The organism is Polymorphospora rubra (assembly GCF_018324255.1).
GTDB classification, from domain to species: Bacteria; Actinomycetota; Actinomycetes; order Mycobacteriales; family Micromonosporaceae; genus Polymorphospora; species Polymorphospora rubra.
Window position 1 is genome coordinate 5,082,166 of record NZ_AP023359.1, and the last position, 25,255, is coordinate 5,107,420.

At 73.2% G+C, this 25,255-nt stretch carries 27 protein-coding genes; 12 read left to right on the forward strand and 15 right to left on the reverse strand.

The features are described from left to right. Positions 1-43: 43 nt before the first annotated feature. From Prubr_RS22975 to Prubr_RS22995, 5 genes are all read right to left on the reverse strand, one after another. Positions 44-778, reverse strand: coding sequence for an ABC transporter permease (locus tag Prubr_RS22975; protein WP_212816965.1), 735 nt, complete (start codon positions 776-778; stop codon positions 44-46). After that, positions 775-1,695, reverse strand: a complete 921-nt coding sequence (locus Prubr_RS22980; protein WP_212816966.1) for an ABC transporter ATP-binding protein — start codon at positions 1,693-1,695, stop codon at positions 775-777. The genes Prubr_RS22975 and Prubr_RS22980 overlap by 4 nt, the downstream gene beginning before the upstream one ends. Positions 1,696-1,817: 122 nt before the next feature. Beyond that, positions 1,818-2,723 (reverse strand): diacylglycerol/lipid kinase family protein, encoded by a 906-nt coding sequence (locus Prubr_RS22985; RefSeq protein ID WP_212816967.1) that lies wholly within the window; start codon positions 2,721-2,723, stop codon positions 1,818-1,820. Between the two features lie 47 nt (positions 2,724-2,770). Further along, the gene (locus Prubr_RS22990; protein ID WP_212816968.1) at positions 2,771-3,619 is read right to left on the reverse strand and encodes an ATP-binding protein; all 849 of its coding nucleotides are present in this window, start codon (positions 3,617-3,619) and stop codon (positions 2,771-2,773) included. Positions 3,620-3,695: 76 nt separating this feature from the next. Then, the gene (locus Prubr_RS22995; protein ID WP_212816969.1) at positions 3,696-3,857 is read right to left on the reverse strand and encodes a hypothetical protein; all 162 of its coding nucleotides are present in this window, start codon (positions 3,855-3,857) and stop codon (positions 3,696-3,698) included. A 48-nt stretch (positions 3,858-3,905) separates the two neighbouring features. Here Prubr_RS22995 and Prubr_RS23000 point away from each other — a divergent pair, with 48 nt between their 5' ends. Both Prubr_RS23000 and Prubr_RS23005 read left to right on the forward strand, forming a co-directional pair. Further along, entirely contained in the window at positions 3,906-4,691 is a 786-nt protein-coding gene (locus Prubr_RS23000; protein ID WP_212816970.1) for a S1 family peptidase, read from the forward strand. A 143-nt stretch (positions 4,692-4,834) separates the two neighbouring features. Further along, positions 4,835-5,902, forward strand: coding sequence for an App1 family protein phosphatidate phosphatase (locus Prubr_RS23005; protein ID WP_246567529.1), 1,068 nt, complete (start codon positions 4,835-4,837; stop codon positions 5,900-5,902). 17 nt (positions 5,903-5,919) lie between these two features. On the opposite strand, the gene Prubr_RS23010 is transcribed toward Prubr_RS23005, so the two are convergent. Further along, entirely contained in the window at positions 5,920-6,108 is a 189-nt protein-coding gene (locus tag Prubr_RS23010; protein WP_212816971.1) for a hypothetical protein, read from the reverse strand. Positions 6,109-6,126: 18 nt separating this feature from the next. On the opposite strand from Prubr_RS23010, the gene Prubr_RS23015 reads away from it, so the two are divergent. Beyond that, positions 6,127-6,765 carry a hypothetical protein gene (locus Prubr_RS23015; protein WP_246567531.1) on the forward strand — a complete coding sequence of 213 codons (639 nt, stop codon included), beginning with the start codon at positions 6,127-6,129 and terminating at the stop codon, positions 6,763-6,765. A gap of 102 nt (positions 6,766-6,867) precedes the next feature. Here the strand turns inward: Prubr_RS23015 and Prubr_RS23020 are convergent, their stop codons facing one another. From Prubr_RS23020 to Prubr_RS23030, 3 genes are all read right to left on the reverse strand, one after another. Next, positions 6,868-7,590 carry a DUF4142 domain-containing protein gene (locus tag Prubr_RS23020; protein WP_212816973.1) on the reverse strand — a complete coding sequence of 241 codons (723 nt, stop codon included), beginning with the start codon at positions 7,588-7,590 and terminating at the stop codon, positions 6,868-6,870. A 109-nt stretch (positions 7,591-7,699) separates the two neighbouring features. Further along, on the reverse strand, positions 7,700-8,851 hold the full coding sequence (locus Prubr_RS23025) for a polysaccharide pyruvyl transferase family protein (RefSeq protein ID WP_212816974.1): 1,152 nt from the start codon (positions 8,849-8,851) through the stop codon (positions 7,700-7,702). Positions 8,852-8,932: 81 nt separating this feature from the next. Next, positions 8,933-9,301, reverse strand: coding sequence for an FKBP-type peptidyl-prolyl cis-trans isomerase (locus tag Prubr_RS23030; RefSeq protein WP_212816975.1), 369 nt, complete (start codon positions 9,299-9,301; stop codon positions 8,933-8,935). Between the two features lie 179 nt (positions 9,302-9,480). On the opposite strand from Prubr_RS23030, the gene Prubr_RS23035 reads away from it, so the two are divergent. The 5 genes from Prubr_RS23035 to Prubr_RS23055 all read left to right on the forward strand — a co-directional run bounded on the left by Prubr_RS23035 (position 9,481) and on the right by Prubr_RS23055 (position 13,423). After that, positions 9,481-10,038 carry a GNAT family N-acetyltransferase gene (locus Prubr_RS23035; RefSeq protein ID WP_212816976.1) on the forward strand — a complete coding sequence of 186 codons (558 nt, stop codon included), beginning with the start codon at positions 9,481-9,483 and terminating at the stop codon, positions 10,036-10,038. Between the two features lie 98 nt (positions 10,039-10,136). Beyond that, positions 10,137-10,784 carry a phosphatase PAP2 family protein gene (locus Prubr_RS23040; RefSeq protein ID WP_212816977.1) on the forward strand — a complete coding sequence of 216 codons (648 nt, stop codon included), beginning with the start codon at positions 10,137-10,139 and terminating at the stop codon, positions 10,782-10,784. A 94-nt stretch (positions 10,785-10,878) separates the two neighbouring features. After that, positions 10,879-11,583, forward strand: coding sequence for an SDR family NAD(P)-dependent oxidoreductase (locus Prubr_RS23045; protein WP_212816978.1), 705 nt, complete (start codon positions 10,879-10,881; stop codon positions 11,581-11,583). Positions 11,584-11,717: 134 nt separating this feature from the next. Further along, a complete protein-coding gene (locus tag Prubr_RS23050; RefSeq protein WP_212816979.1) occupies positions 11,718-12,932 on the forward strand; it encodes a PP2C family protein-serine/threonine phosphatase in 1,215 nt (404 codons plus the stop codon). Positions 12,933-12,952: 20 nt separating this feature from the next. Next, entirely contained in the window at positions 12,953-13,423 is a 471-nt protein-coding gene (locus Prubr_RS23055; RefSeq protein ID WP_212816980.1) for a MarR family transcriptional regulator, read from the forward strand. A 179-nt stretch (positions 13,424-13,602) separates the two neighbouring features. On the opposite strand, the gene Prubr_RS23060 is transcribed toward Prubr_RS23055, so the two are convergent. Together Prubr_RS23060 and Prubr_RS23065 are read right to left on the reverse strand one after the other, a co-directional pair. Then, a complete protein-coding gene (locus tag Prubr_RS23060) occupies positions 13,603-14,034 on the reverse strand; it encodes a hypothetical protein (RefSeq protein ID WP_212816981.1) in 432 nt (143 codons plus the stop codon). Continuing rightward, the gene (locus tag Prubr_RS23065) at positions 14,031-14,879 is read right to left on the reverse strand and encodes an aldo/keto reductase (protein ID WP_212816982.1); all 849 of its coding nucleotides are present in this window, start codon (positions 14,877-14,879) and stop codon (positions 14,031-14,033) included. The genes Prubr_RS23060 and Prubr_RS23065 overlap by 4 nt, the downstream gene beginning before the upstream one ends. 145 nt (positions 14,880-15,024) lie before the next feature. Between Prubr_RS23065 and Prubr_RS23070 the strand changes: the two genes are divergently transcribed. Continuing rightward, a complete protein-coding gene (locus tag Prubr_RS23070; protein WP_212816983.1) occupies positions 15,025-15,414 on the forward strand; it encodes a DUF2267 domain-containing protein in 390 nt (129 codons plus the stop codon). A gap of 206 nt (positions 15,415-15,620) precedes the next feature. On the opposite strand, the gene Prubr_RS23075 is transcribed toward Prubr_RS23070, so the two are convergent. Both Prubr_RS23075 and Prubr_RS23080 read right to left on the reverse strand, forming a co-directional pair. Next, positions 15,621-16,337, reverse strand: a complete 717-nt coding sequence (locus Prubr_RS23075) for a class I SAM-dependent methyltransferase (RefSeq protein ID WP_212816984.1) — start codon at positions 16,335-16,337, stop codon at positions 15,621-15,623. Positions 16,338-16,346: 9 nt separating this feature from the next. Then, the gene (locus Prubr_RS23080) at positions 16,347-16,526 is read right to left on the reverse strand and encodes a hypothetical protein (protein ID WP_212816985.1); all 180 of its coding nucleotides are present in this window, start codon (positions 16,524-16,526) and stop codon (positions 16,347-16,349) included. 138 nt (positions 16,527-16,664) lie between these two features. Between Prubr_RS23080 and Prubr_RS23085 the strand changes: the two genes are divergently transcribed. Beyond that, positions 16,665-17,966 (forward strand): NAD(P)/FAD-dependent oxidoreductase, encoded by a 1,302-nt coding sequence (locus tag Prubr_RS23085; RefSeq protein ID WP_246567533.1) that lies wholly within the window; start codon positions 16,665-16,667, stop codon positions 17,964-17,966. A gap of 135 nt (positions 17,967-18,101) precedes the next feature. Here the strand turns inward: Prubr_RS23085 and Prubr_RS23090 are convergent, their stop codons facing one another. Both Prubr_RS23090 and Prubr_RS23095 read right to left on the reverse strand, forming a co-directional pair. Then, positions 18,102-20,528, reverse strand: a complete 2,427-nt coding sequence (locus Prubr_RS23090; protein ID WP_212816986.1) for a Tex family protein — start codon at positions 20,526-20,528, stop codon at positions 18,102-18,104. Between the two features lie 310 nt (positions 20,529-20,838). Next, positions 20,839-21,861 (reverse strand): ROK family protein, encoded by a 1,023-nt coding sequence (locus Prubr_RS23095; protein ID WP_212816987.1) that lies wholly within the window; start codon positions 21,859-21,861, stop codon positions 20,839-20,841. 269 nt (positions 21,862-22,130) lie between these two features. Here Prubr_RS23095 and Prubr_RS23100 point away from each other — a divergent pair, with 269 nt between their 5' ends. Both Prubr_RS23100 and Prubr_RS23105 read left to right on the forward strand, forming a co-directional pair. Beyond that, positions 22,131-24,269, forward strand: a complete 2,139-nt coding sequence (locus Prubr_RS23100; protein WP_212816988.1) for a putative bifunctional diguanylate cyclase/phosphodiesterase — start codon at positions 22,131-22,133, stop codon at positions 24,267-24,269. A 94-nt stretch (positions 24,270-24,363) separates the two neighbouring features. Then, positions 24,364-25,113, forward strand: a complete 750-nt coding sequence (locus Prubr_RS23105) for an SDR family oxidoreductase (RefSeq protein ID WP_212816989.1) — start codon at positions 24,364-24,366, stop codon at positions 25,111-25,113. Positions 25,114-25,255 lie beyond the last annotated feature (142 nt).

Here is a 25,255-nt window from a genome sequence, read left to right on the forward strand (position 1 = left end):
CGGCGTCGCGGGGGCGGGCCGTCGGCCCGCCCCCGCACCCGCCCTACTGCCAGCGGAACGTCCGCACCGCGGCGGCCGAGACACCGACCACGTACACCAGCAGCACCACCAGGTGCAGCGCCGACGGCCAGCCCCCGTCGGAGGTGTCGCGCATCGCCTGTATGCCGGCGCCCAGCGGGGTGAAGTCGCCGATCCGGTTGAGCAGGTCCGGCATCGCCTCGCGCGGCACCCACAGCCCGGCGAAGAACAGCATCGGGAAGAAGAGCAGGGTGCCCGCGCCCTGCGCGCCCCGGCTGGTGCCGAACAGGCCGGCGATCAGCAGCCCGATCGAGAACAGCGCCAGCGTGCTCAGCACCAGCGCCAGCAGGAAGCCGACCGGGTTCTGCGGCATCCGTACGTCGAAGAGCAGCCAGCCGAGGGCGAGGATGACCAGGACGGAACAGGCCGTCAGCAGCAGGTGCACCACGATCTGGGCGGACAGCATCGCCGACGCCTTCACCGGGGTCGTCGACAGCCGGCGCAGGACGCCGCGTTCCCGGCGGGTGACCAACTCGCTCGGCAGCGCGTTCACCGCCATCATCCCGATCGCCATCAGCATGATGATCGGCACGTACAGGTCGATCACCCGTAGCCCGCCGAGGTCGTCGTTGACCTCCCGGAACGTCGGGATGCTGCCCAGGATGACCAGGATCAGCGGGGCCATCGCCAGCCCGAAGGCGATCGAGGCCGGCTCGCGCAGGAAGAGCCTGAGTTCGGTGCGTAGCAGTCGGGTGTTCATGCCGTCTCCTCCTGCCGGGGGGATCCGCCGATGAGGGCGAGGTACGCGTCGTCGAGGCTGGGCTGGCTCAGCTGGACGCCGGTCGGTACCACGCCGTGCCGGGTCAGCTCGACGAGCACCACCGACACCAGGTCACCGGTGCCGGTGACCAGCACCTCGCCGTCCTGCCGGCGGACCGAGGTCACTCCGGGCAGGCCGGCGAGCAGCCGCTCGTCGAAGTCGCGGTCCGGGCGGAAGCCGAGGCGCTGGCCGGATTCCACGCCGCCGGTCAGCCCGTGCGGGGTGTCCAGCGCGACGACCTCGCCGCCGCGGATCACCGCCACCCGGTCGCACAGGTGTGCGGCCTCGGCCATGAAGTGGGTGACCAGCAGCACGGTGACACCCCGGTCACGGACCTGCTCGACCAGCCGCCAGGTGTCCTGCCGGGCCTGCGGGTCCAGCCCGGTGGTCAGCTCGTCGAGCACCGCGATGCGCGGGTTGCCGACCAGGGCCAGGGCGATCGACAGCCGCTGCTTCTGCCCGCCGGACAACTTGGCGTACGGGGCCCGCCGCTTGTCGGCCAGCCCCAGCTCGTCGATCAGCCGGGCCGGGTCGGCCGGCGCCGCGTAGAACGACGCGAACAGTTCCAACGCCTCGCCGACCCGCAACCGGTCGGGCAGCGCGCTCTCCTGCAGCTGCGCGCCGACGAGTTCGCTGAGCCGTTGGTGGTCCCGGACCGGGTCGAGGCCGAGCACCGAGACGGACCCGCCGTCGGGGCGTCGCAGGCCGGTGACGCACTCGACCGTGGTGGTCTTGCCGGCGCCGTTCGGGCCGACGATCCCGAAGATCTCGCCCTCCTCGACGGCGAACGACACGTCGCGTACCGCGACCCGGTCGCCGTACCGCTTCTGGAGGTTACGTACCTCGATCGCTGTCATGCGTCGATGGTATGGATCGGGCGGGGTGGGGCGGTATACGGAAAGGTGCCGACCGGGGTGGGGCCAGCTACACCTCCCGCCCGGGTCCTGGCCGCCGGGGGCGGCGGCGGTCGGGCCGGGGCTCAGGCCGGCTCGGGACGCGGTACGCACACCGTCACCGCGCCCGGCCGGACCTTCGCCTTGAGCCGGCGGGTGGTGCCCCGCTCGCCACCGTCCAGTTCGTACGTCACCGGCTCGGCGAACCGTACGTCGATCTTCCTCGCCCGGGTGATCCGGACGAACGGGGACCGGTCGGAGCGGCCGGCCGCCATCCGGCCGAGGGTCCGCGCCCACTGCACGGCGCCGTCGGCGGTGGCGACGCCGACCTCGAGCCAGCCGTCGTCCGGCTCCGCCTCGTCGAACGCCTCGATCCCGCCGGTGATGGTGCTGACGTTGCCGAGCAGCACACAACTCGCCCGGCCGTCGAACCAGTCGGTGCCGTCCGTGCGGATCCGCACGCCGACCGCGCCGTCGCGCATGTGGCGCAGGCCGGTCCAGACGTACGCCAGCCGGCCGACCCGGTCCTTCAGGTCGCGGTCGGCCTCGCCGATCATGGCGGCGTCGAAGCCGGCGCCGGCCATCACGGCGAAGTGCTCGCCGTTGACCCGGCCGGCGTCCAGCGGGCGGCGGTCGCCGTGGAACCCGATCCGGACCGCCTCGGCCAGGTCGCGCGGGATGTCCAGATTGGACGCCAGCAGGTTGGCGGTGCCGGCGGGCACGATCGCCACGGTGGTGCCGGTGCCGGCGAGCGCGTCGACGCACCGTTGCACGGTGCCGTCACCGCCCCACACGAACACCAGTTCGGCGCCGGCCTCCACCGCCTTGCGGGCCTTCTTCGGCGCCTTGCGGCTCTTGGGTACCTCGTACCAGAGGAGTTCGTCGACGTCCTCGGCGGTGATCAGCCTGCGGAGTTCGTCTAGGCCGCCGTCGAGGGTCTTCTTCGCGTGCGCGACGACGGCGACGCGGCGTGGCTGTGCGGTTGCGCCCATGGCCGGTGCTTACCCGCCCGGGTGGGGGCGCCAATCCTCGCCGGCGGTCACGCGGTGCGGTAGCCGGGGGCCCGGTGCGGCCGGCCGGGCAGGACCGCCGGGCGCCACCGGGCCAGCGCGGCGGCCGGCGACCACCGCGCGCCCGGCGTGCCCACGCTCGCCCAGACGATCTTGCCGGCCGGTCCGGTCACCACGCCGTAGGCGTCGGCGTCGACGCCGACCAGGCCCAGCCCCCGCCCACGGATCGACGGGCCGGCCGACTCGTCGCGGGGTTCGGGTCCGGGAAAGACCGGGTACGCCGTCGAGCGGTCGGCGACCGCGATCCGCAGCACCCGGCCGGTGTGGCTGAGCGTCAGGTCGATCTCGGTGCCGGCGTGTTCGACCGCGTTGGCGACGAGTTCGGAGACGATCACCTGGCCGGCCTCGACGACGTCGTCGTCGAGACGCCATTCGGCGCACCGCGAACGCAGCAGCCGCCGGGCGGCGGCGGGTGCGTCCGGACGCGGTTCCAACCGCAGGTGGGCGCGTCGGGCGCCGGTCGGCACGTGGTGCGGTCGCAGCGCGCGCAGGGCCGCGCCGAGGCCGGCGTAGACCCGGAACGGGGCGTGCCGCACCCGGCGGAGCAGACCGGTCATCCGGCGGGTCGGGGCGCACACCGCGAGTCGCGTGCCGCCGCGGCCCGCCGTACGCGCCATCGCGGCGGTCAGCAGCGCGGCGGTCGTACGCCGTCCGGCGGCCACCCCGGTGCAGTCGACCAGGACCGCGGGCGGCCGGTGGGCGAGGCACCAGGCGATGGCGCGGCGGGTGGCGGCCACCGCGGGGGCGGTCAGTGGTCCACAAAGGGTGATCACGAGAGCGCCCGAGTCGATGTGCGCCGAGACGACTGCGAACGTCACCGCGATCCCTCCCTCACGTCGCTGTTGCTCTGCGGCTATACCCGAAGGGGACGGTGATTACGCGTGCCGCCGGTCATCACGCCGGGGTACGGCGCGTTTCAATATAGATAGACACATTGAAATTCTTCACCGTGTCGATATGGTTTTCCTGGGCGTCCCACGCTTCACCGCAAGTCGAAGCACGTCCCGGCGGAATCCGGTCGGCCGCCGGGTGCGTGCCGGCGCAACGGTCAGCCACCGGATCCACCCCCGGTCCGGTGCCCTCCCACAGACAAGGACAAGCAAGATGAAGGCACCCGTCCTGCTCGCCCGTCTCCTGCTCGCCGCCGGCGTCGTCGCCGCCGGCCTCGCCGCCCCGGCCACGGCCAACGCGGCGCCCGCCACCCCGACGTACGCGGCGACCGAAGCGGCCAACGGCCCCCAGGGCGACGTCGGCACCCTCGTCGTGAACGGCCGCCCGGCCTCGCAGAACTACTCGTTCATGGTGTACGTGTCCGGCTGCACCGGCTCGCTGATCAAGGCGAACTGGGCGGTCACCGCGAAGCACTGTCCGAGCCCGAGCACGGTGCGGGTCGGCAGCATCAACCGCAGCAGCGGCGGCGTCGTCGTATCGGTGATCCGGGTGGTCAACCACCCCACGATCGACGTCAAGCTCTTCCAGCTCGGCAGCTCCGTCAGCTACGCCCCGGCGCCGATCCCGACCAGCTCCGGCGCGGTCGGCACGGCGACCCGGATCATCGGCTGGGGCCAGACCTGCCCGCAGCCCGGCTGCGGCAGCGCCCCGCTGGTCGCCCAGGAACTGGACACCTCGATCCGCGCCGACAGCGCCTGCCTCGGCATCAACGGCCCGTACGAGATCTGCACCAACAACACCAACGGCAACGCCGGTGCCTGCTACGGCGACTCGGGCGGCCCGCAGGTCCGCCTGATCAACAACCGGTGGAACCTGATCGGCGCCACCAGCCGGGCCGGCAACAACAACTCGGTCTGCGCGACCGGGCCGTCCATCTACGGTGACCTGTCGTCGATCCGCCCGTGGATCAACACCCAGGTCGGCGGCCTGCCCGCCTGATCCCCACCCGTACCACCCGACGTGGCCTCGCACCTGTCTGCCCCCGTTCGACCTGATCCGGGCGGCGACAGGTGCAAGGTCATTTTTCGTCGGCCGGGCGGGGTGGCGGTTTGTCAGGTGCGGTCATAGGGCAGGGTTGCAGTGTGTCGCTTATCCCGGTGGGTGAACCGGCCGTGCCCAGCCTGCACCGGGCCGCCCGGTTCGAAGACGCGGTCCGCAACATCATGGAGCGCCGGCTGCGCCAGCGTGGCTGGGACGTGGTCGTTCTGCCCTACACCGGTTACGGCGCGCCCGGCTGGATACGGGTGCTGGGCCGGGTCCTGCTCAGCCGCACCGGCAGCAAACCCCGGCGGCAGCCGAAGAAGGTACGCGGCTGGCGCAGCTTCCTGACCGTGTCGGTCAACTCGGCCCCGGTCGTGATCGAGGCGGGCGACCGCCGGCACGAGGTCGTCGCCGACCGGGGCGGTTTCGTCGACGTCGTCGTCGAGGCCGATCTCGAACCCGGCTGGCACACCGTACGGCTCAGCAGCCCCGGCGGGGAGCCGGTCGACGCCCCCGTACGCGTCGTCGACCCGGCGGTGCGCTTCGGGATCGTCTCCGACATCGACGACACCGTCATGGTGACCGCGCTGCCCCGGCCCCTGCTCGCCGGCTGGAACACCTTCGTGCTCGACGAGCACGCCCGGGCCTCGGTGCCCGGCATGGCGGTGCTCTACGAACGGCTGGTGAACGCGCACCCCGGCGCCCCGGTGCTCTACCTGTCGACCGGGGCGTGGAACGTCGCGCCGACCCTGACCAGGTTTCTCGGCCGGCACCTGTATCCGGCGGGGCCGCTGCTGCTCACCGACTGGGGGCCGACCGTCGACCGGTGGTTCCGCAGCGGCCGGGAGCACAAACGGGCCACCCTGGTCCGGCTGGCCGAGGAGTTTCCCGACATCAAGTGGCTGCTGATCGGCGACGACGGCCAGCACGACCAGGAGATCTACGCCGAGTTCGCCGCCGCCCATCCGGACAACGTCGCCGCGGTCGCCATCCGGCGGCTGTCGCCGGCCCAGGTCGTGCTGGCCGGCGCGCTGCCGGCGCACATCGCGAGCATGCTGCCGCCGCAACTCGGCGGGGTGGACTCGCCGGGCCGGTTCGCCAAGAAGTGGGTGTCGGCCCCGGACGGCGCCGGCCTGGTCGCCCTGCTCCGCTCCGCCGGCCTCCTCTGACCGGGGCCGGAGGACGGTCAGGGCCAGGTGCCCACGGTGGGGGGTGGTGGTGTGGGGGTGGTGGCGGCCTCGTGTCGCTCCAGCAACCGCTGTCTGACCTGCTCCGGGGTGTATGCCCGGCGACGCCGCTCGGCCCGGGCGATGACCACGCCGGACGCCGCGACACCGACGAAACCGGCCAGCCCAACTATCTTCCACCAACGCATCTGCCTATGGTAGGCCTCGTGTCCGCTACGCCGATCAACCTCGAGGACGCGGTCAACCTGACCCGCACCGGAGACCTCTGGGTGTTCCGGGGCACCAGCGGTGCCGACCGCGCCATCCAGTTCACCACCAACAGCCCGGTCAACCACGTCGGAATGGCCGTCGTCCTCGACGACCTGCCGCCGCTGATGTGGCACGCCGAACTGGGCCGGTCGCTGCCCGACATGTGGTCGGGCACCCACCACCGCGGCGTGCAGCTGCACGACCTGCGCGACGCCGTCACGGTCTGGGCCGGCCGCTACGGCCAGCGGGCCTGGCTACGGCAACTCGACCCGGCGGTCACCGCCGGGATGGACGACGCGGTGCTGCGCACCATCGCCCGCCTCGACGGCGTCCCGTTCCCCTCCACCGCGCAACTGGCCTGGCGCTGGGCCCGGGGCCGGGTGCCCGCGTTCCGCCGGGGCGTACGCGACAACGACCTGGAGACGGCGTACTGCGCCGAGGTCGTCGCGGTCACGTACGAGGCGATGGGACTGCTCGCCCCCGGCCGCCGCCCCAACTGGTACGACCCCGGCCGGTTCTGGAGCGGCGACGACCTCAGGCTGACCGACGGCTACTCGCTGGGCGCGGAGATCGCGGTGGACGTACCAGGGAAGTAGGACCGCGGTGGGCCCGTTCATCCTGCCGCGCACCTGGAAGCTGGCCCGTCCACACGCGACGGCCCGCCACCGGTCGGTGGCGGGCCGCTCGACGGTCGGTGGTTACGAGACGGCCGGTTCCGGCGTCTCGGTGCCGGTCTCACCCGGGCTCGGCGTCACCGAGGTCCCGCCCGGCGACGGCGTGGTGGGCGTACCACCCGGCGCGGGCGTGGTCGTGGTGGCACCCGGGGCCGGGGTGACCGTACCGCCCGGGCGCGGCGAGATGCTCGGCACCGCGATGCCGAGGCCCTGGGCCAGCGACACCAGCAGGTCGATGTGCGCCTGGATCACCGGCTGGGCGGTCTGGGCCAACTGCACCACCTGGGGATCGCTGCCCTGCGCGATCTCGGTGTCGACCGCCTGCATCGCCTGCATGTGGCCGTTGAGTTCGGCGGTCACCCAGGCCGAGTCGAACTCGTTGCCGGTCAGGCCCTGGAGTTGGGTCATCGTCGCCTGCTGCTCGGCGGTCGGCTGGTTGGGCAGGCTCACGTTCAGGTTGGACGCGACCTGCTGGACCTGCTTGTCGAGTTGGGTGTGGTCCGCCGAGAAGCGTGCGCCGGCATCCTTCACCTGCTGGTTTCCGGCGTTCTGCTGGGCCAGGTTGCCCATCGCGACCTCGGCCAGGTTGACCTGGTGGATCGTCTGCAGGAACTGGGTGTCCTGTTGCGACGGCTGGGCCGCGATCGGCGGGGCCGCCGGTGCCTCCACCGCCGCTGCCGCCCCGGCCGGCGCCAGGGCGAGTGCCGCGGCGGCGCAGAGCACGCCCAAACGCTTGATGACAAACATTGCTTTCCCCCCTTATTTCCTGAAATGCTCGGGTACCCGGTTCCCCATCGAGCATTCGGCCTTGTTCGCGCGCATTCCCGCCGAAGGTGACCCGGCCGGTCACCCCCGTTCACCCCGCGCGGACGACCGGCCGCGCCGTACCCGCCCGTACCTCGGCGAGCACCGCCTCCAGCCGTACCCCGGTCCGGGCCGCCCGGTCCCGCAGCGTCGCCAGCCGGGCGTTGTTCTGGGGCAGCCGTACGGGGCGCTCGTCCCACAGCCGGTCCACCTCCGCCAGCAGCGGCCCCGCCGACTCCCGGACCACGCCGAGCAGCGCCGGCGCGCCCATCTGCCGGGCGAAGTCGAAGACCTTTCCGGCGTACGGCAGCGGCAGTGCGGGCACCCCGGCCAGCGCCGCGAAGATTAGAAAGTGCAGCCGCATGCCGACCACCAGATCCAGGTGCTCCATCAGCCCGAGGATCTGCCGTGGCCGGTAGTCGCCGTGCAGGATCCGGCCGTGCTCGGCCGCCGTCATGTGCGACAGCACCGCGTGCGCGTGCCGCAGGTCGCGGTTTTCCATCGGCACGAAGAGCAGGTGCGCGTCGAAGCGGTGCACCAGGAAGTCACCCACGTGCGCCAGCAGCCGGTGGTATTCGGCGGGATCCAGACTCTCCGCCGCCCGCCCCGGCTCCCGGACGCTCATCCCCATCAGCCGGCGCTGCTCCGGCAACCGGTCGCCGTGCAGTATCCCGAGGTCGAACTCCTCGCCCCGCAGCAGCAGGGCCGGGTCGGCGGTGACGGTGACCGGCCGGGTGAGGCCGGCGTCCTCGAGGGCCCGCTTGGACTCCTCGTCGCGGACCGTCACCTCGATCGCCGCCCCCAACGTCTCGACGACCATCGCGCAGTCGAGCGGCTCGGTCAGCGGGCCGGCGCCGACGGCGTAGGTGAAGACCGGGACACCCTGCTCCTGCGCGGCCCGTACCATCCGCAGATAGCGTCGCGCCTCGGTGTCGTAGAGCACCCCGCCACCGCCGAGCACCAGCAGGTCGAGACCACGGAGCAGGGCGATCCGGCCCTCGTGGTTGCTGTCCTCCCAGCGGACCGCCTCCACGCCGGGATGCGCCCGCCGGGTCTGGTCGGGATCACGGGTGAAGACCAGGATCCGGGCCCGGGCCGCCCGGACCTTCAGGTCGTCGATCAGGCTGGTGAGGATCGCCTCGTCGCCGAGGTTGCGGCCGCCGTACGAGCCGAGAACCCCGACCGTCATACCGTGTGCGTCCATTCGCCGCTCCCATGTCGGGTTCGCGGCGCATACCCCGTCCGGCGCCGAGTAGGCGCCGGACGGGGAACCGGCTGACGGCGCTCAGCTCACGTCGAGCAGGTCCACGACGAAGATGAGCGTCTCACCGGGCCGGATGGCGCCGCCGGCGCCGCGGTCGCCGTATCCCAGGTGCGGCGGGATGACCAGCCGCCGCCGGCCGCCGACCCGCATCCCCACGACGCCGCGGTCCCAGCCGGCGATGACCCGGCCGCCACCCAGCGGGAAGGTGAACGGGGCACCCCGGTTCCACGAGGCGTCGAACTCCTGGCCGCTGGAGTGGGCCACCCCGACGTAGTGGACCGTCGCCGATTGGCCGGCCTTCGCCTCCTCGCCCTCACCGACCGAGATGTCCTCGATCACGAGGTCGGCGGGCGGCGCGCCCTGGATCGGGTCGACCTGTGGCTTGCTCATCGTGTCGCTCCTGAACGGATCGGTGACATGAACGTCCGAGCCTAGTCGCCCCGCCCGCCACCGGCGCGGCTTCCCGCCACGGCCCGCCCCGCCGGCGACCCGGGCGGACCGGACGCACGACCGGCCACGACCGGGAAAGGCGCGGACGCGGCCGGCACGCGTCCGGCATGATCGATCCCATGACGACGGCCGACGGTGGCAGCCTGCGCATCCCACCCCACCTCGAACTGCGCGGCGACGGACTGCACCTGCGCGAGTGGACCGACGACGATCTGCCCGCCATGACCGAGATCTTCGACGAGCCGCAGGTCCACCGGTGGACGCCGCTGCGTTCGCCGTTCGACCTGGCGGCGGCGCGGGAATACCTGGACCGGGCCCGGGACGGCCGGCTCGAGGGCGGCCGCTTCCAACTCGCGATCACCAGCGACGGCCGGACCCCGCTCGGGGAGGTCCTGTTCTATTCGTCCGGCGGCGGACCCGACGAGGCCGAAGTCGCCTATGCGGTCGGCGCCGCCCACCGTCGCCGGGGCCTGGCCCGCCGGGCGGTCACCCTGGTGACCGGGTACGCCCACGGGACGCTCGGGATCCGCCGGGTCGTGCTGCGCATCGACCCGGAGAACGTGGCCAGCATCGCCGTCGCCCACGCGGCCGGTTACCAACCGACCGACGAACCGCCCGTGGTGCGCGAGTCCGAGAACCGTACGGTGCGTCTGCGTACCTGGTGCCACCTGCGGTAACCGGCCGTCACGGGCGCCCGTGCCGGTCGTTGCGGTCAGTGATGGCGGGGGATGCGTGGAACGGTTGCCCGGCACCGGCACCGGCGCAGCCCGGCCCGGTGACCGGTTCCGCGCTGCTCGGTACGGCCGCGGCCGCCGCCGCCGGACTCGCCGCGCTGACCGTGGCCGTGGTGACCCGCCGGCCGGCACTGGTCGCCGCCGACACCGCCCTGGCCCGTAGCGCCCACCACCTCGCCGTACGCCACCCCGCCGTCGCCACCGCCGCCGCCCGGGTGACCCATCTCGGCGACGGACGGGTGGTCGTCGGCGTACTGACCGCGACCGGGGTCGTACTCGCCCGGAACCGCCGCTGGCGGGCACTGGCCCTCGTGGCCGTCGCGCCGGCCGCCGGCACCCTGCTCTGCCGCGCCGTACGGGCCCGGGTGGCCCGTACCCGGCCGGACCGGGCCCTGCGGGCCGCGGACGGGTATGCCTTTCCGTCCAACCACGCCACGAACGCCGCCCTGGCCGCCGCGGCGGTGACCGGGGTCGCCTGGTCCAGGCTGCCCGCGCCGGCCCGTCCCGGCGTGCTGGCCGGTGCGCTCGCCGCCCCTGCGGCGGTCGGCGCGACCCGGGTGCTGCTCGGCGTCCACTGGCCGAGCGACGTGCTCGCCGGCTGGCTGGTCGCGCTGACCGCCGTACCGGCCGTGGCCGCGCTGGCCCGCCGCCGCACCGCGCCGAACCGTCCCTGTCGGGTATGGAACTGACCGGGCCGCCGGGTGGTTCCCCGCGGGTAACATCGGCGGCCCGCCACCGGCGGATCTTCGCACCGCGCACGCACCACGAAGGATGGCACGAGCAATGACACGGACCGGGGGACACGCCCTGCTGGTGGGCAACAGCGACGGGATCGGCCTGGTGCTGACCCGGCGACTGCTGGAGTCGGGGTGGACGGTGACCGGCATCTCCCGCCGGGAGAGTCCGGTCGAGCACGACCGCTACCGCCACGTCGTCGCCGACGTCGCCGCCCCCGACTACCCGGCGGTGCTGGCCGCGGCGGTCGAGCCGGTCGACCGGATCGACGCCTGCGTCTACGCCGCCGGGATCGGCGAGCCGCTCGACCTCGCCGACCTGGCCACGCAGACCAGGGCGTTCGAGGTCAACCTGGTCGGTGCCGCCCGTACGGTCGAGGTGGTGGTGCCCCGGATGGTCGCGGCCGGCCGGGGGCACCTCGTCGGGCTGTCCAGCCTGGCCGACGTGCTGATCTCCGGGGAGGCGCCGGCCTATTCGGCGTCCAAGGCGGGGCTCACGGCCTACCTCCAGGGACTGGCCCTCGCCCTGCGTCCGAAGGGGGTGCGGGTCTCGGTGGTCCGGTTCGGGTTCGTCGACACCAAGATGGGCAAGGCGCCGAGCCGTCCACTGCTGATGTCCGCGCAGGAGGCCGCCGAGGTGGTGCTGCGGACGCTTGCCGGCGGCCGGGTCACGGTGTCCCGGCCGCGGCGGATGGCGGCCGTCGTCGGTGGACTGCGTGCGGTCACCGCCGCCCGGATCCGCGTGCTGCGCTGAACGTCGGCGGCCGGCGGCCGGTGGACGGCCGGCTACCAGCGTGACCGTCGGCGGGGGCGGCCGGGCGACGCTCCGCATCTCCCTGCGCATATGATGCTTGCCCTGTGGCAAACATTGATCGGGAGAGCCATCCAATGCCGGAATCACACGGATCCGTGGCCGCCCTTCTGCGGGCCGCCGCCCCCGACGAACTGGTCGAGGTGGCCGACGGATTCGTCCGTACCCGGCTGGGTGGATCCCGGACCGACGTGCTGGTCGCCGACTACCGCATCGCCGGGCTCTGGCCGGTGCTGGGCGAGCGGCATCCCGCCGGCGGACCGCTGGCCGAGGCGACCGCGGCGGTCCGCTGCTTCAGCAGCCAGCGGTCGGTCGTGGAACCGGCCGCCGCCGGCGGCGTACGGCTCTACCTCCCGGTCACCGCCTGGGGCGAACGGATCGGGGTGCTCGTCACCGACTTCGCAGCCGCCCCCGACAGGCAACTCCTCGACGAGGTCGGCCAGGTCGCCGACGAACTCGCCGTCGCGCTGCGGGCCGCCGACCGCGACACCGACCGCTACCGCCGGGCCCGCCGCCGCGAACGGCTGACGATGGCCGCGGAGATGCAGTGGGATCTGCTGCCCGGCCGCAGCCAGGCACACCCGGCCTACCAGTTGGCCGGTCAGCTCGAACCCGCGTACACCGTGGGTGGTGACCACTTCGACTGGGCGCTCACCGGCGACCGGCTCACCGTGACCGTCCTCAACGGAGACGGCGCCGGCCTCGCCGCGTCGCTGCTGACCGCGGTCACCGTCAACGCCATGCGCAACGCCCGGCGATCCGGCGGCAGCCTGGTCGAGCAGGCCGAGCTCGCCTCCGACACGGTCTTCGCCGAACACCGCGGCACCCGCCACGTCGCCACCCTGCTCCTCGAGGTGGACCTGCCGACCGGTCGGGTCCGGCTCGTCGACGCCGGCTCGCCCCGCGCGCTGCTGATGCGCGGCCAGCAGGTCGAACTGCTCCAGCTCGACCAGCAGCTGCCGCTCGGGATGTTCGCCGACACCCGCTACGAGGCGCAGGAGATCCAGCTCGAGCCGGACGACCGGTTGGTGGTCGTCAGCGACGGGGTCTACACCGCCACCCCCGACGGCCGGCCGGCGTACGGCGAGAGCGCACTCGCCAGAGGGATCCGTCGAACTCGGCTGCAACCGGCGACCGAGGCGGTTGGTACGGTGATGCGCGAGTTGCACGCCTACCACGAACACGCCGATCTCGAAGACGACGCCGTCATCGTCTGTCTGGATTGGCAGGGTATGAAAGTCGATACCGCGGGTACCGGCGTAGGCGGAATCGAACCGGATCGGACGGGCTAGACACAGCAAGAGGACGACGCATGGAGCGATCTGCGAATCTGGCCACCGCTGTCGAGGCGGCCGCGGAGTCTTTGATCGCCGTCCTCGACGCCGCGCGGTCCAGTCACGACTCGACCGTGTCGCCGACCCAGCTCCGGGTGCTGTCCATCATCAGCAGCCGGCCCGGCACCAACGTCAACCGGCTCGCCGAACTGCTCGATGTCGTACCGTCCTCGGCGAGCCGGCTCTGCGACCGGCTGGAGGCGACCGGGATGCTGCGCCGTGCCCCCGATCCCCGCGACCGCCGCGAGGTCCAGCTCTCGGTGACCGCCTCCGCCCGGGTGCTGCTCCAGGAGCTCAAGGAACGTCGCTACCAGGCGGTCCAGGCGGTGCTGGACCGGATGCCCAGCCGGGCCCAGCACGAACTGCTGCTCTCCCTGGTCGCGTTCAGCAACGCGGCCGTCATCGCGCACAGCGGCGTGGACAGCCAGACCGAGGTGCGCAGCGCCTGATCCGGCCCGGACCGGCACCGCGCCGATCCCGTCCGTGTCGACGGCACACGTGCCGCGCCGATCCCGTCCGTGTCGACGGCACACGTGCCGCGCCGATCCCGTCCGTGTCGACGGCACACGTGCCGCGCCGATCCCGTCCGTGTCGACGGCACGGCGTGCCCCGCCGGACGGCGAACCGCTCAGCCGCCGGCGTCCAGCCGGCGGCGCAGCAGCACCTCCAACGGGATCGAGTCGCCGTCCCGGCCACCCTCGCCGATCACCAGCCGCGGCGGGTACGGCGGCACCACCACGCCCGTCAACCGGGCCCGCAGGCTGGCCGGAACGGCCAGCAGATAGAGGTTGCCGTCCTCGCCGACCGCCAGATCCGGTCGCAGGTACCAGCCCCGCAGCCCGGTCCGGTAGCGGCCGCGCCCGGCGTAGGAGCGGGCGGTCAACGCCGTGGCGGCCAGGCCACGCCCGCGCGCCTGCGTGACGAACCCGGCGATCAGGGCCGCCGCCCGTTCCTCCTCCACCGCCCGGGCCCGGGCCAACGCCGCCCCGTGCGCCTCGACGGCCAGCCTGCGCCGCTCCTGCCATCCACGCCCGTCGTCCACCCCCGACCGTACGCTCACAGCATCTCCAGCGTGGTCTGGCCGTTCGGCGGCGGGAAGGCCCGGTCCAGCATGGTCAGGTCGTCGCCGGACAGCCGCAGGTCGAACGCCCCCCACAGGTCCTGGATGTGCCCCGGCGTGCTCGCCTTCGGAATGGCGCACACCCCCTCCTGGCGCAGCGTCCAGGCCAGCGCGACCTGTGCCGGCTTCGCGTCGTGCCGGATCGCCACCTCGCGCAGGGCCGGATCGCCCAGCACCCGGCCGCGTCCGAGCGGCGAGTACGCCATCACCGGCAGTCCCGCCTCCCGGCACCGGGGCAGCAGCTCCCACTCGATGCCCCGGTTGCCGAGGTTGTAGAGCACCTGGTTCGCCTCCACCGCCGTACCGCCGGGCAGGCTGGTCAACTCGACCAGGTCGGGCAGGTCGAAGTTGCTGACCCCCCAGTGCCGGATCCGGCCCTCGGTGACCAGGGTGGTCATCGCGGTGATCGTCTCCTCCAGCGGCACCGAACCCCGCCAGTGCAGCAGGAACAGGTCGATCCGGTCGGTGCCCAGCCGGCGCAGGCTGCGCTCGCAGGCATTGACCGCGCCGGTCGCGCTCGCGTTGGTGGGCGACACCTTGTCGACGATGAAGACCTCGTCCCGCCGCCCCCTGATGACCTCGCCGACCAGCCGTTCGGCGGCCCCGTCGGCGTACGTCTCGGCAGTGTCGATCATGTGCATGCCCAGGTCCAACCCGAGCCGCAGCGCGGCGATCTCCTCGTCGCGGCGGCGTACGTCCTCCGCCATGCCCCACGTGCCGAGGCCGACCACGGGGATGACGTCACCCGAGGGCAGGTTGATCGCGCGCTGTGTGGTCTGAGTCATGGCTGCTCCTCCACGAATTGCCGGACGCGGCGAATTCCCGGGCCGCCGTACGGGCAAACCGGAATCGTCGTCGCGGCACCGGGTATCCGTGCGGCTCGACGGGCCGGGCAGCGGTCCGATTCGAACGCGGACCGGGAGGTACGCCATGCGGTACGACAAGTTTCTGGCCGACGTCCGGGAACGCGGCGAGTACGTCGACCGGGACGAGGCCGAGCGGATCACCAGCACCGTGCTGGGGGTGCTGGCGCGGCGGCTCGAGGCGGGGGAGGCCCACGATCTCGGGGCCCAACTGCCCGGTGCCGCGGCGACGCCGTTCGCGTCCCGGTCCGGCGCGGCCGAACAGCTCAGTGTCCGCGAGTTCCTGGCGCGGGTGGCGGAGGAGACCGGGGCGTCCGACATGACCGCCGAGTGGGATGCGAGCGCCGTGCTGTCGACCGTCGCCGACTCGGTCACCGGTGGTGAACTCAACGACGTGCTCGGCCAGCTCCCGTCCGGCTACGCCGTCCTGTTCGGCCGCCCGGGCCTGAGCGGCTGACCCACTAGTGATCCGCGTGATCAGGGAGTACGTCGAGCGGGTCGGCGGCGCGTCGCCGTCATCGGCCCCTGATCACCGGGATCAGGGCTCTGGTACGGCGCCGCCCCGCCCCGGCCGGCGGCCACCGATTCGCCGGCCCGCACCGGGCGAGCCGGCGGCCGCCGCCGGCTGAGGGCGCCGCCGGCTACGACGGGCGACCGGCACGGTCAGTCGAAGAAGCGGGCCAGGAACGCCGGCCCGGGCGTGTCGTCACCGGGCCGGGCCGGCACCAGGTCGGCGAACACCGTCGCGCCGTCACAGGCCGCGTGCAGCGGCCGCCACGGGTACGCGGCGTCCCGCCGTTCACAGATGCTCTTGATGGTCTGCGGGTCGAAGAACCGTACGTGCGTCGGGTCCGCCACCGCGTTGACGTGCTGCCACCACGGCGCGAGCACGTGCAGCACGCCGTCCGGCCGCAGCACCCGGTGGCACTCGTCGAGCAGCGGCAGGTAGTCGAGCAGATGCTCCAGGACGTGCACGGTGAAGATCCGGTCCACCGAGCTGGTACGTACCGGGATGCCGGCCGACAGGTCCGCGATCGCCGCGACCCCGCGCCCCGGCCGCCAGTCGATGCCGACACTGCCCGGCTGCTGCAGGGTGTCACCACAACCCAGGTCGAGGACCACCGGCTGGCGCCCGGCGACCGCGACCCGGTCCCAGACCGCGTAGACCCCGTCGAGCCGGCCCAGCAGGTCACGCAACAGCGCGAGATGGGCGCGGCTGTCCGCCGCGCCCGTCACGTGCGCCACCCCCCGGTCGAAGGTCACGTTGACCCGCAGGTCACGCAGCCGGGGATCGTTGGTCAGCAGATCGTCGGCGAAATGGTCCAGGCACCGGTCGCGTAACCGGAGCCGGCCCTGCGCCGGCGCCTCGGGAACCGCCACCGCGGCCGGTCAGCGGGCCGCGCCGGTGCTCGGCGTCCCGGTCCGGTCGTGCGGGGCCCGCGCCCTCGGATCGTCCGCGGTCCGCGCGTTCGCCGCCTCGTCGGCCCAGTCGGGAGACAGCTGCCGCTCGTCGCGTTTCCGGGCCTGCTCCTGGTCGGCCGCCATCTGCTTCTTCTTCCCGTTGCCCATGTCACGCCCTCCGCTGTCGGGTCCGTCCGTGCCGGACGGCGCGGTATACCCGCGGCACGCGCGGTAAACCGGGCGGTCGGGTTTGTCCGGCGACGGGCGGGGAATCCGGCGTACCGACGACCGATCGGAGACCGAGACGTGCGACCACGCATCGTGATCATCGGAGCCGGGTTCGCCGGCTACCACGCCGCCCGCAGGCTGTCCCGCCTGGCCCGGGGCGCCGCCGAAATCGTGCTGGTCAACCCGCACGACTACTTTCTCTACCTGCCGCTGCTGCCCGAGGTCGCCGCCGGAGTGCTCGAACCGCGCCGGATCACGGTGTCACTGGTCGACACCCTGCCCGGCGTACGCCTGGTCCTCGGCGAAGCCGAACACATCGACCTCGGCCGACGGTGCGTCACGTACGGCGGACCGGCCGGCGGGCCGCGCGAGATGTCGTACGACCGGCTGGTGCTGGCCGCCGGAAGCGTCAACAAGCTGCTGCCGATCCCCGGCCTGACCGAACACGCGCACGGCTTCCGGGGCATTCCCGAGGCCCTCTACCTGCGCGACCACCTGACCCGGCAGGTCGAACTCGCGGCCCAGGCGACCGACGCGGGCGAACGCGACGCCCGCCGCACCTTCGTCGTCGTCGGCGCCGGCTACACCGGCACCGAGGTCGCCGGCAACGGCATCCTCTACACCGACGCGCTCGCCCGGCGGCTGCCCGGCCTCGCCGGCAGCCCGCCCCGGTGGATGCTGCTCGATGTCGCCGACCGGGTCCTGCCCGAACTCGACGAACGGATGTCCCGGACCGCCGACCGGGTGCTGCGGCAACGCGGCGTCGACGTGCGGATGGGTACGTCGGTCGCCGAGGCCACCCACGACGGCGTACGGCTCACCGACGGCGGGTTCGTCCCGACGTGCTCGCTGATCTGGTGCGTCGGCGTACGCCCGGACCCGCTGGTCGCCGACCTCGGCGTGCCGACGACCAAGGGCCGGCTCGTCGTCGACGAGTACCTCAACGTCCCCGGCCACCCCGAGGTGTACGCCTGCGGCGACGCCGCCGCCGTACCGGACCTGACCCGGCCCGGCGAGATCACCACGATGACCGCCCAGCACGCCGTACGGCAGGGCCGGCTCGCCGCCGACAACATCGCCGCCTCGTACGGGCGGGGGGCGCGGCGCCCGTACAAGCACCACGACCTCGGCTTCGTCGTCGACCTCGGCGGTGCCCAGGCGGCCGGCAACCCGCTCGGGGTGCCGCTGTCCGGGCCGGTCGCCAAGGTGGTGACCCGGGGCTACCACCTGGCGTCGATGCCGGGGAACCGGATCCGGGTCCTCGCCGACTGGATGCTCGGCGCGGTCCTGCCCCGGCAGGGCGTGCAGCTCGGCCTGGTGCCGCCCCAGGCGGTCCCGCTGGACAGCGCCTCCCCGGAACTGATGCACACCGCCCGCTGAGGCGCCCCGCCGCACGCCGCACCGGGCTACGCGTTGATCAAGGAGAAGTTGAGCGACGAACCGCCCGGAACGGGCACGCCTTCTCCTTGATCAACGCGCCGGGGCGCCAGCCCGCGCCGTGCGTCCTGGAGCGGATCAGCGCCCTGAGCCGCCCAGACCCTTGTCGAGGCCGGCGCGGCGCAGGGCGTCGGCGAGCGCGCCGCCGCCGGTGAAGCCGCCGGACGTACCCCGGCCGCCGGAACCGCTCCGACCGCCCTGCCGCGACTGCCCGTCGCGCTGACCGCCGCCCCGCTGGCCGCCGTCGCGGGGCGCCCCACCCCGCTGGCCGCCGTCGCGGCGGCCGCCGGCCGGCCGCTGGTCGCCGCGTCCGGCGGTCACGTCGTCGTCGAGCCGCAGCGTCAGCCCGATCCGCTTGCGCGCGATGTCCACGTCGACGACCTTGACCCGGACGATGTCGCCGGGCTTGACCACGTCGCGCGGGTCCTTGACGAAGGTGTTCGACATCGCCGAGACGTGCACCAGGCCGTCCTGGTGCACGCCGACGTCGACGAACGCGCCGAACGCGGCCACGTTGGTGACGACACCCTCCAGCAGCATGCCGGGCGTCAGGTCGGAGATCTTCTCCACACCCTCGGCGAACGTCGCCATCTTGAACGCCGGCCGCGGGTCACGCCCCGGCTTCTCCAGTTCCTTAAGGATGTCGGTGACGGTCGGCAGGCCGAACGTGTCGTCGACGAACCGTTCCGGCCGCAGGCCCCGCAGCAGCGAACCGTTGCCGATCAGCGCGCCGAGATCGGTGCCGGTGTTCGCCAGGATGCGCCGGACCACCGGGTACGCCTCGGGGTGGACGCTGGAGGAGTCCAGCGGGTCGTCGCCGCCGGGGATGCGCAGGAAGCCGGCGCACTGCTCGAACGCCTTCGGCCCGAGCCGGGACACGTCCTTGAGCGCCTTGCGGCTGCGGAACGGGCCGTGCGTGTCGCGGTGCATGACGATGTTCTCGGCCAGCCCCGGCGCGATGCCGGAGACCCGGCTCAGCAGCGGCGCCGACGCGGTGTTGACGTCGACACCGACACCGTTGACGCAGTCCTCGACGACCGCGTCGAGCGATCGGGACAGCTTGGCCTCCGCCAGGTCGTGCTGGTACTGCCCGACCCCGATCGACTTCGGGTCGATCTTCACCAGTTCGGCGAGCGGGTCCTGCAGGCGCCGGGCGATCGAGACGGCCCCGCGCAGCGAGACGTCGAGGCCGGGCAGTTCCTGGGACGCGTACGCCGACGCGGAGTAGACCGACGCGCCGGCCTCCGACACGACGACCTTGGTCAGCCTGAGCTGCGGGTGCCGCTTGATCAGGTCGGCGGCGAGCTTGTCGGTCTCCCGGGACGCGGTGCCGTTGCCGATCGCGACGAGTTCCACCTGGTGGGCGGCGGCGAGTCGGGCGAGGGCCTCGACCGACTGGTCCCACCGTCGCGCCGGCTCGTGCGGATAGATCGTGTCGGTCGCGACGACCTTGCCGGTGCCGTCGACCACGGCCACCTTCACCCCGGTACGGAATCCCGGGTCGAGTCCCATCGTCGGCCGGGTTCCGGCCGGTGCGGCGAGCAGCAGGTCACGCAGGTTGGCGGCGAAGACACGGACCGCCTCGTCCTCCGCCGCCTGCCACAGCCGGGTCCGCAGGTCGACCCCGAGGTGTACGAGGATCCGGGTCCGCCACGCCCAGCGGACCGTGTCGGCGAGCCACCGGTCGCCGGGCCGGCCCTGGTCGGCGATGCCGAACCGGTGGGCGATCCGCCGCTCGTAGTCGCTCGGCGTCACCGGGGCGGTCGGGTCGGCCGGCTGCTCGTCGGGCTCCAGCGACAGGTCGAGCACACCCTCCTTCTCGCCGCGGAACAGGGCGAGGATGCGGTGCGACGGCAGCTTCGTGAACGGCTCGGCGAACTCGAAGTAGTCCGAGAACTTGGCACCCTCGTCGTGCTTGCCGTCGCGTACGGCCGAGGTGACCCGGCCCCGCGACCACATCTGCTCGCGCAGCCCGCCGATCAGGTCGGCGTCCTCGGCGAAGCGTTCGACCAGGATCGCCCGGGCGCCGTCGAGCGCGGCGGTGGCGTCGGCGACACCCCGCTCGGCGTCCACGTACTTCTCCGCGGCGATCCTGGGGTCGGCCGTCGGGTCGGCGAGCAGCCCCTCGGCCAGCGGTTCCAGCCCGGCCTCGCGGGCGATCTGCGCCTTCGTCCGCCGCTTCGGCTTGTACGGCAGGTAGATGTCCTCCAGCCGGGCCTTCGAGTCGGCCGCCATGATCGACGCTTCGAGGGCGTCGTCGAGTTTGCCCTGGGTGCGGATCGACTCGAGGATCGCGGTCCGGCGCTCCTCCATCTCCCGCAGGTAGCGCAACCGTTCCTCGAGGGTCCGCAGCTGGGCGTCGTCGAGCATCTCGGTCGCTTCCTTGCGGTAGCGGGCGATGAACGGCACCGTGGCGCCGCCGTCGAGCAGGTCGACCGCCGCCTGCACCTGCCGCTCGCGTACGCCGAGCTCCTGCGCGATCCGCTGGTAAACCGCCGTAGTCACGATCCTGATCCGTCCCTTTCCGGTGGACTTCGCCGCTGCATTCTGCCCGGGCCCGCCCCCGCTTGTCGCGTGCCCGCCCCGGCGCGTCGGCCCGTCGGGCCCGGGGTCGCCCCCGCCTGGGGCGCCGATCAAGGAGAAGTCGTGGGGTTCCGTGCCTGTTCTGCGAAGAGGATCCCCTTGATCGGCGAGGCGAGGCGAGGCGAGGCGAGGACGGGCACGAGGCGCGGGGGCGAGGCGCGGGGGCGAGGCGTGGGGGTGGGGCGTGGGGGTGGGGGTGGGGCGCGAGGCGCGGGGCGCGGGGGTGGGGTGGTCAGCGGGGGAGGGTGGCCAGTGCGGCGATGGCCGAGCCGCGGGCGCCGGCCATGTCCAGGTCGGGGACCAGCGCGAAGTGCGACGCCGCGGCCTGCTCGGTCCGCAGGAGGGTGTGCTCCCGGATCCGGCCGAGGAACCATTCCCGGAACTCCGGTGCCGCCTCGACCACACCGCCACCGACGAAGAAGACGCTCGGGTCGGTGAAGTTGGCCGCGATCGTGAACAGCCGTCCGAGCGCCATCGCCTGCTGGTCGAACACCCGTCGGGCCAGCGGGTCGCCCTGTTCGCCGTACGTGCGTACGAGCTTGGCCGCGACGCGCGGCGGCTCGGCGGCCAGCGGGTGGTCCGGGTAGCGGCTCAGCCAGTACGGCAGGAGGTTGCGCTCGATCGCGGTCAGCGAGGTGACACTCTCCACGTCGCCGATGAAGCCACACCGGCAGGTCGGGATCGGCTGGCCCTCGGCGAGCAGCCCGTGCAGCGGGATGTGGACGTGCCCGAGTTCGCCGGCCATCCCGGCGGCGCCCCGGACCACCCGGCCGGACTCGACCACCCCGCCACCGAGCCCGGTGCCGACGATGGCCGAGATCGACGAGTGACGTTCGGCGTCGGCACCGAAGTGGACGTGGTGGGCGTAGAGGGCCGCCGCGTTGCCGTCGTTGTTGTAGACCACGGGCAGGCCGATCCGCTCGGCCAGGGCGGTCCGGATGTCGTAGCCCCGCCACGGCGGCTGGGAGAAGTTGGTGGAGCCCTTCGAGCTGATCACCCCGTCGGCGCTGGCCGGGCCGGGTGTGTCCAGCCCCACCGCGAGGACCTGCTCGCGGGGGACACCGGTCAGGGTGAGCGCGGTGTCCATCGCGGTCACCATCGCCTCGACCGCGGCGGCGGGGCCCTCGAGCACCCGGCTGGGCGTCTCGACCAGCCGGTCGACCAGGAACCGGCCGGAGGCGTCGAGGACGGTCGCGTTCGTGCTGTTGCCGCCGTTGTCCAGTCCGACGACGACCGGTCGGTCGACGGTCACCATAGAGTTGCCGCCCTTTCACGTTGACTGGAAACGAATCGTACTCACGGCGCGGACGATCGGCCCGGAACCGACCGTCTCATTGATCAAGGACTCGTTGCAGGTCAAAGTGGACATATTTGCCACGACTTCTCCATGATCGACCGGCCGGGTCCGGGGTGGATCGGCCGACCGGTCCGGCGTGGTCGGGGGTGTCGGTGGATGTTGCGGGGACGCGGGCTCCCACGGCTGGACGGTTTGGTTTAAGGTGCGCCGGAAGGGGCGGTGATGGCGTGCATGGCACCGAAAGCGACCAGGCGACGGCCGGACCGGAGCTGTCCGATCTGACGGAACGCTGGGTGTCCGCGGTGCGAGCCAGCGGTTACCTGGCCCCGGACGGCGACCGGTTGCGGGTCTTCCTGCGCGAACTCGTCCGGCGGATGAGCGCGGCGCTGGCGACTCCGGCCGACCACGAGCGGGTCGGGCACGACGTCGGTGTCGCGCTCGTCCGTGCCGGGCTCGTCGCGCCCGAGGTGCTGCGTGACTCGATCACCACGCTCTCCCGGCTGCCGGCCGATGCCGGCGTGAGCGGGCCGCTGGTGGGCGTGCGGCTCGGCGAACTGCTCGGCGGCCTGTCGGCCGGCTTCTGTGCGGCCGAGCGGGAGCGCACCCTGATGGGGCAGGAGCGGATCCGGGCGGCGGCGCTGGCCGCGGTCGACACGGCCGAGCACGCCCGGCGCGACAGCGAGGCCCGGCTGCGGGCGGTGTTCAGCGCGGCCGGCACCGCGATCGCCATCGCGGACCTGAGCGGCCGGCTGGTCGAGGCCAATCCGGCCGTCTCCCTGATGCTCGGCATACCGGCCGCCGACCTGGTCGGCCGGCGGGTGCTCGACTTCTTCCACCCCGACGACGCGCCGTCGATCCGCCACGAGATCGTCGAGCGGCTGCTAGGTCCCGGCGGCGGCCTGGTCCGGCTGGAGAAGCGCTTCGTCGACGCGACCGGCACGACGGGCTGGCTGACGCTGTCGGTGTCGCTGGTCCACGGCGACGACGACCGCCCCGCCTATCTGGTGGCGATGGCCGACGACGTGACCGACCGGCACCGTCTGCAGACCGAGCTGCATCACCAGGCCCACCATGATCCGCTGACCGGTCTGCCCAACCGGACCCTGCTCTACCGGTGGCTGAGGGACACCATCGCCTCCGCCACGCCGGACCGGCGGATCGGTGTGTGCTTCCTGGACCTCGACGATTTCAAGATCATTAATGACACGCTGGGGCACGGGATCGGCGACCAGTTGCTGGTCGCCGTGGCCGCGCGCCTGCACCAGCGGGTCACCGACGCCGGCCATGTGATGGCCCGGGTCGGCGGCGACGAGTTCGTCGTGCTGCTCCGGGACACCGACGGCCCCGAGCAGGTCACCACGTTGGCCGAGCAGCTTCTCGACGTGCTCGACACGCCGGTCGAGGTCGACGGCAACCGGCTGTCGGTGTCGGCCAGCATCGGCGTACTCGAACGGCCCGCCTACGGCGAGGACTTCCAGGAGGTGCTGCGGGCCGCCGACGCCACCCTCTATCTGGCGAAGGCCGACGGCCGGGGCCGCTGGGCGCTGTTCGACCCGGACCGCAACGCCGCCCAGATGCGCCGGTACGACCTCGCCGGCCGGCTGCCCGAGGCACTGCGGCGCGACGAGTTCCAGCTCGAATACCAGCCCATCGTGTCGCTGACCGACCACGGGCTGCGCGGCGCGGAGGCACTGCTGCGCTGGCACCACCCCGAACTGGGCCGGCTGTCGCCCAACACCTTCATCCCGGTCGCCGAACAGTCCGGGGTGATCGTCGCCCTCGGACGCTGGGTGCTGCGCCAGGCGTGCGCCGACGCGGCCCGCTGGCAGCACGACGGCCAGCCCCTGTTCGTCAGCGTCAACGTCTCGATGCGCCAGTTCACCGAACCCGACCTCGCCGACGAGGTGGCCCGGGCGCTGCGCGACAGCGGGCTGCCCCCGCAGGCCCTGCAACTGGAGATCACCGAAAGCGCGGTGATGCAGTCGTACGACCGACCCGTCGCCACGCTGCAGGCCATTGCCGACATGGGCGTACGGATCGTCATCGACGACTTCGGCACCGGCTACTCGAACCTCGCCCACCTGCGCCACCTGCCCGTGCACGGGTTGAAGCTGGCCGGCGCGTTCATGGCCGGCATGCGGCTGCCGACGCCCGACCGGGTCGACGAGCAGATCGTGGAAACCGTGGTGCGCCTCGCCCACATGCTCGGCATGAGCGTCACCGCCGAGGGGGTCGAGACGGCCGAGCAGGCCGAGCGGCTCGCCACCCTGGGCAGCGACCTGGCCCAGGGCTGGCACTTCGGCCCGGCCGGCCCGCCCGAGCACATCGGCACGCACCCGCACCACGTCGCCCACCCCGCCAACTGACCGCCGAACCCCTCCGGCCCGCCCGTCACATCCGCCGGTGCTGCCCCGTCCTCCCGACGGCAACCAGCACCGGACACAGGCAGGAGAGGTACGGATGAGGATCGCGGTGGCCGGCGGAACCGGCGCGGTGGGGCGGCACGTCGTCGACGTGCTCCGTGGGCGGGGGCACGAGCCGGTGGTGCTGTCCCGCTCCAACGGCGTCGACCTCGTAGCCGGTACGGGACTCGGCCGCCCGCTCGACGGCGTACGGGCGGTCGTGGACGTGACCTCGGTGCAGACCCGGTCCGCCCCGGAGGCGGAGAGGTTCTTCGAGGCCGTGACCGCCAACCTGCTCGCCGCCGGGGCCGCCGCCGGGGTGCGGCACCACCTCGCGCTGTCGATCGTCGGCGTCGACCGGGCCCCGGTCGGCTACTACGCGGGGAAGGTCGCCCACGAGCGGGCGGTCGAGAACGGGGCCGTGCCGTGGACGATCCTGCGCGCGACGCAGTTCCACGAGTTCGCTGCCCAGATCCACGGACAGCTCAGGCTCGGCCCGCTCGCGTTCGTCCCGACGATGCGATCCCAGCCCGTCGCCGCCCGGGAGGTCGCGGAACGACTCGTCCACCTCGCGGAGGGCGAACCGGTCGGCCGGGCCACCGACCTCGGTGGGCCGCGCGAGGAGATGATGGCCGACCTGGTCCGGGCGTACGCCCGCTCCGTCGGCGCCCGCGGCCCGGTCATCCAGATCGCGCTGCCCGGAGCGCTCGGCCGGGCGATGCGCGACGGCACACTCGTCGCCGGCCCGGACGCCGAACACGGCACCCAGACCTTCGCCGAATGGCTGGCCGCGCGGCCGGCCCCGTAGCCGGCCCGCCCCACGGCGGTAACCCGGTAGTCCCGGGCGCCGGGCGCCGGCGGTCCAGGTCGGGGTTCCATTCCGGCGGCCTGCCGGTCTGTGCGGCTCGGCGGGCCGGGGCGGCCGGCGGGGCCCGTTCGGCGCGGCCGGC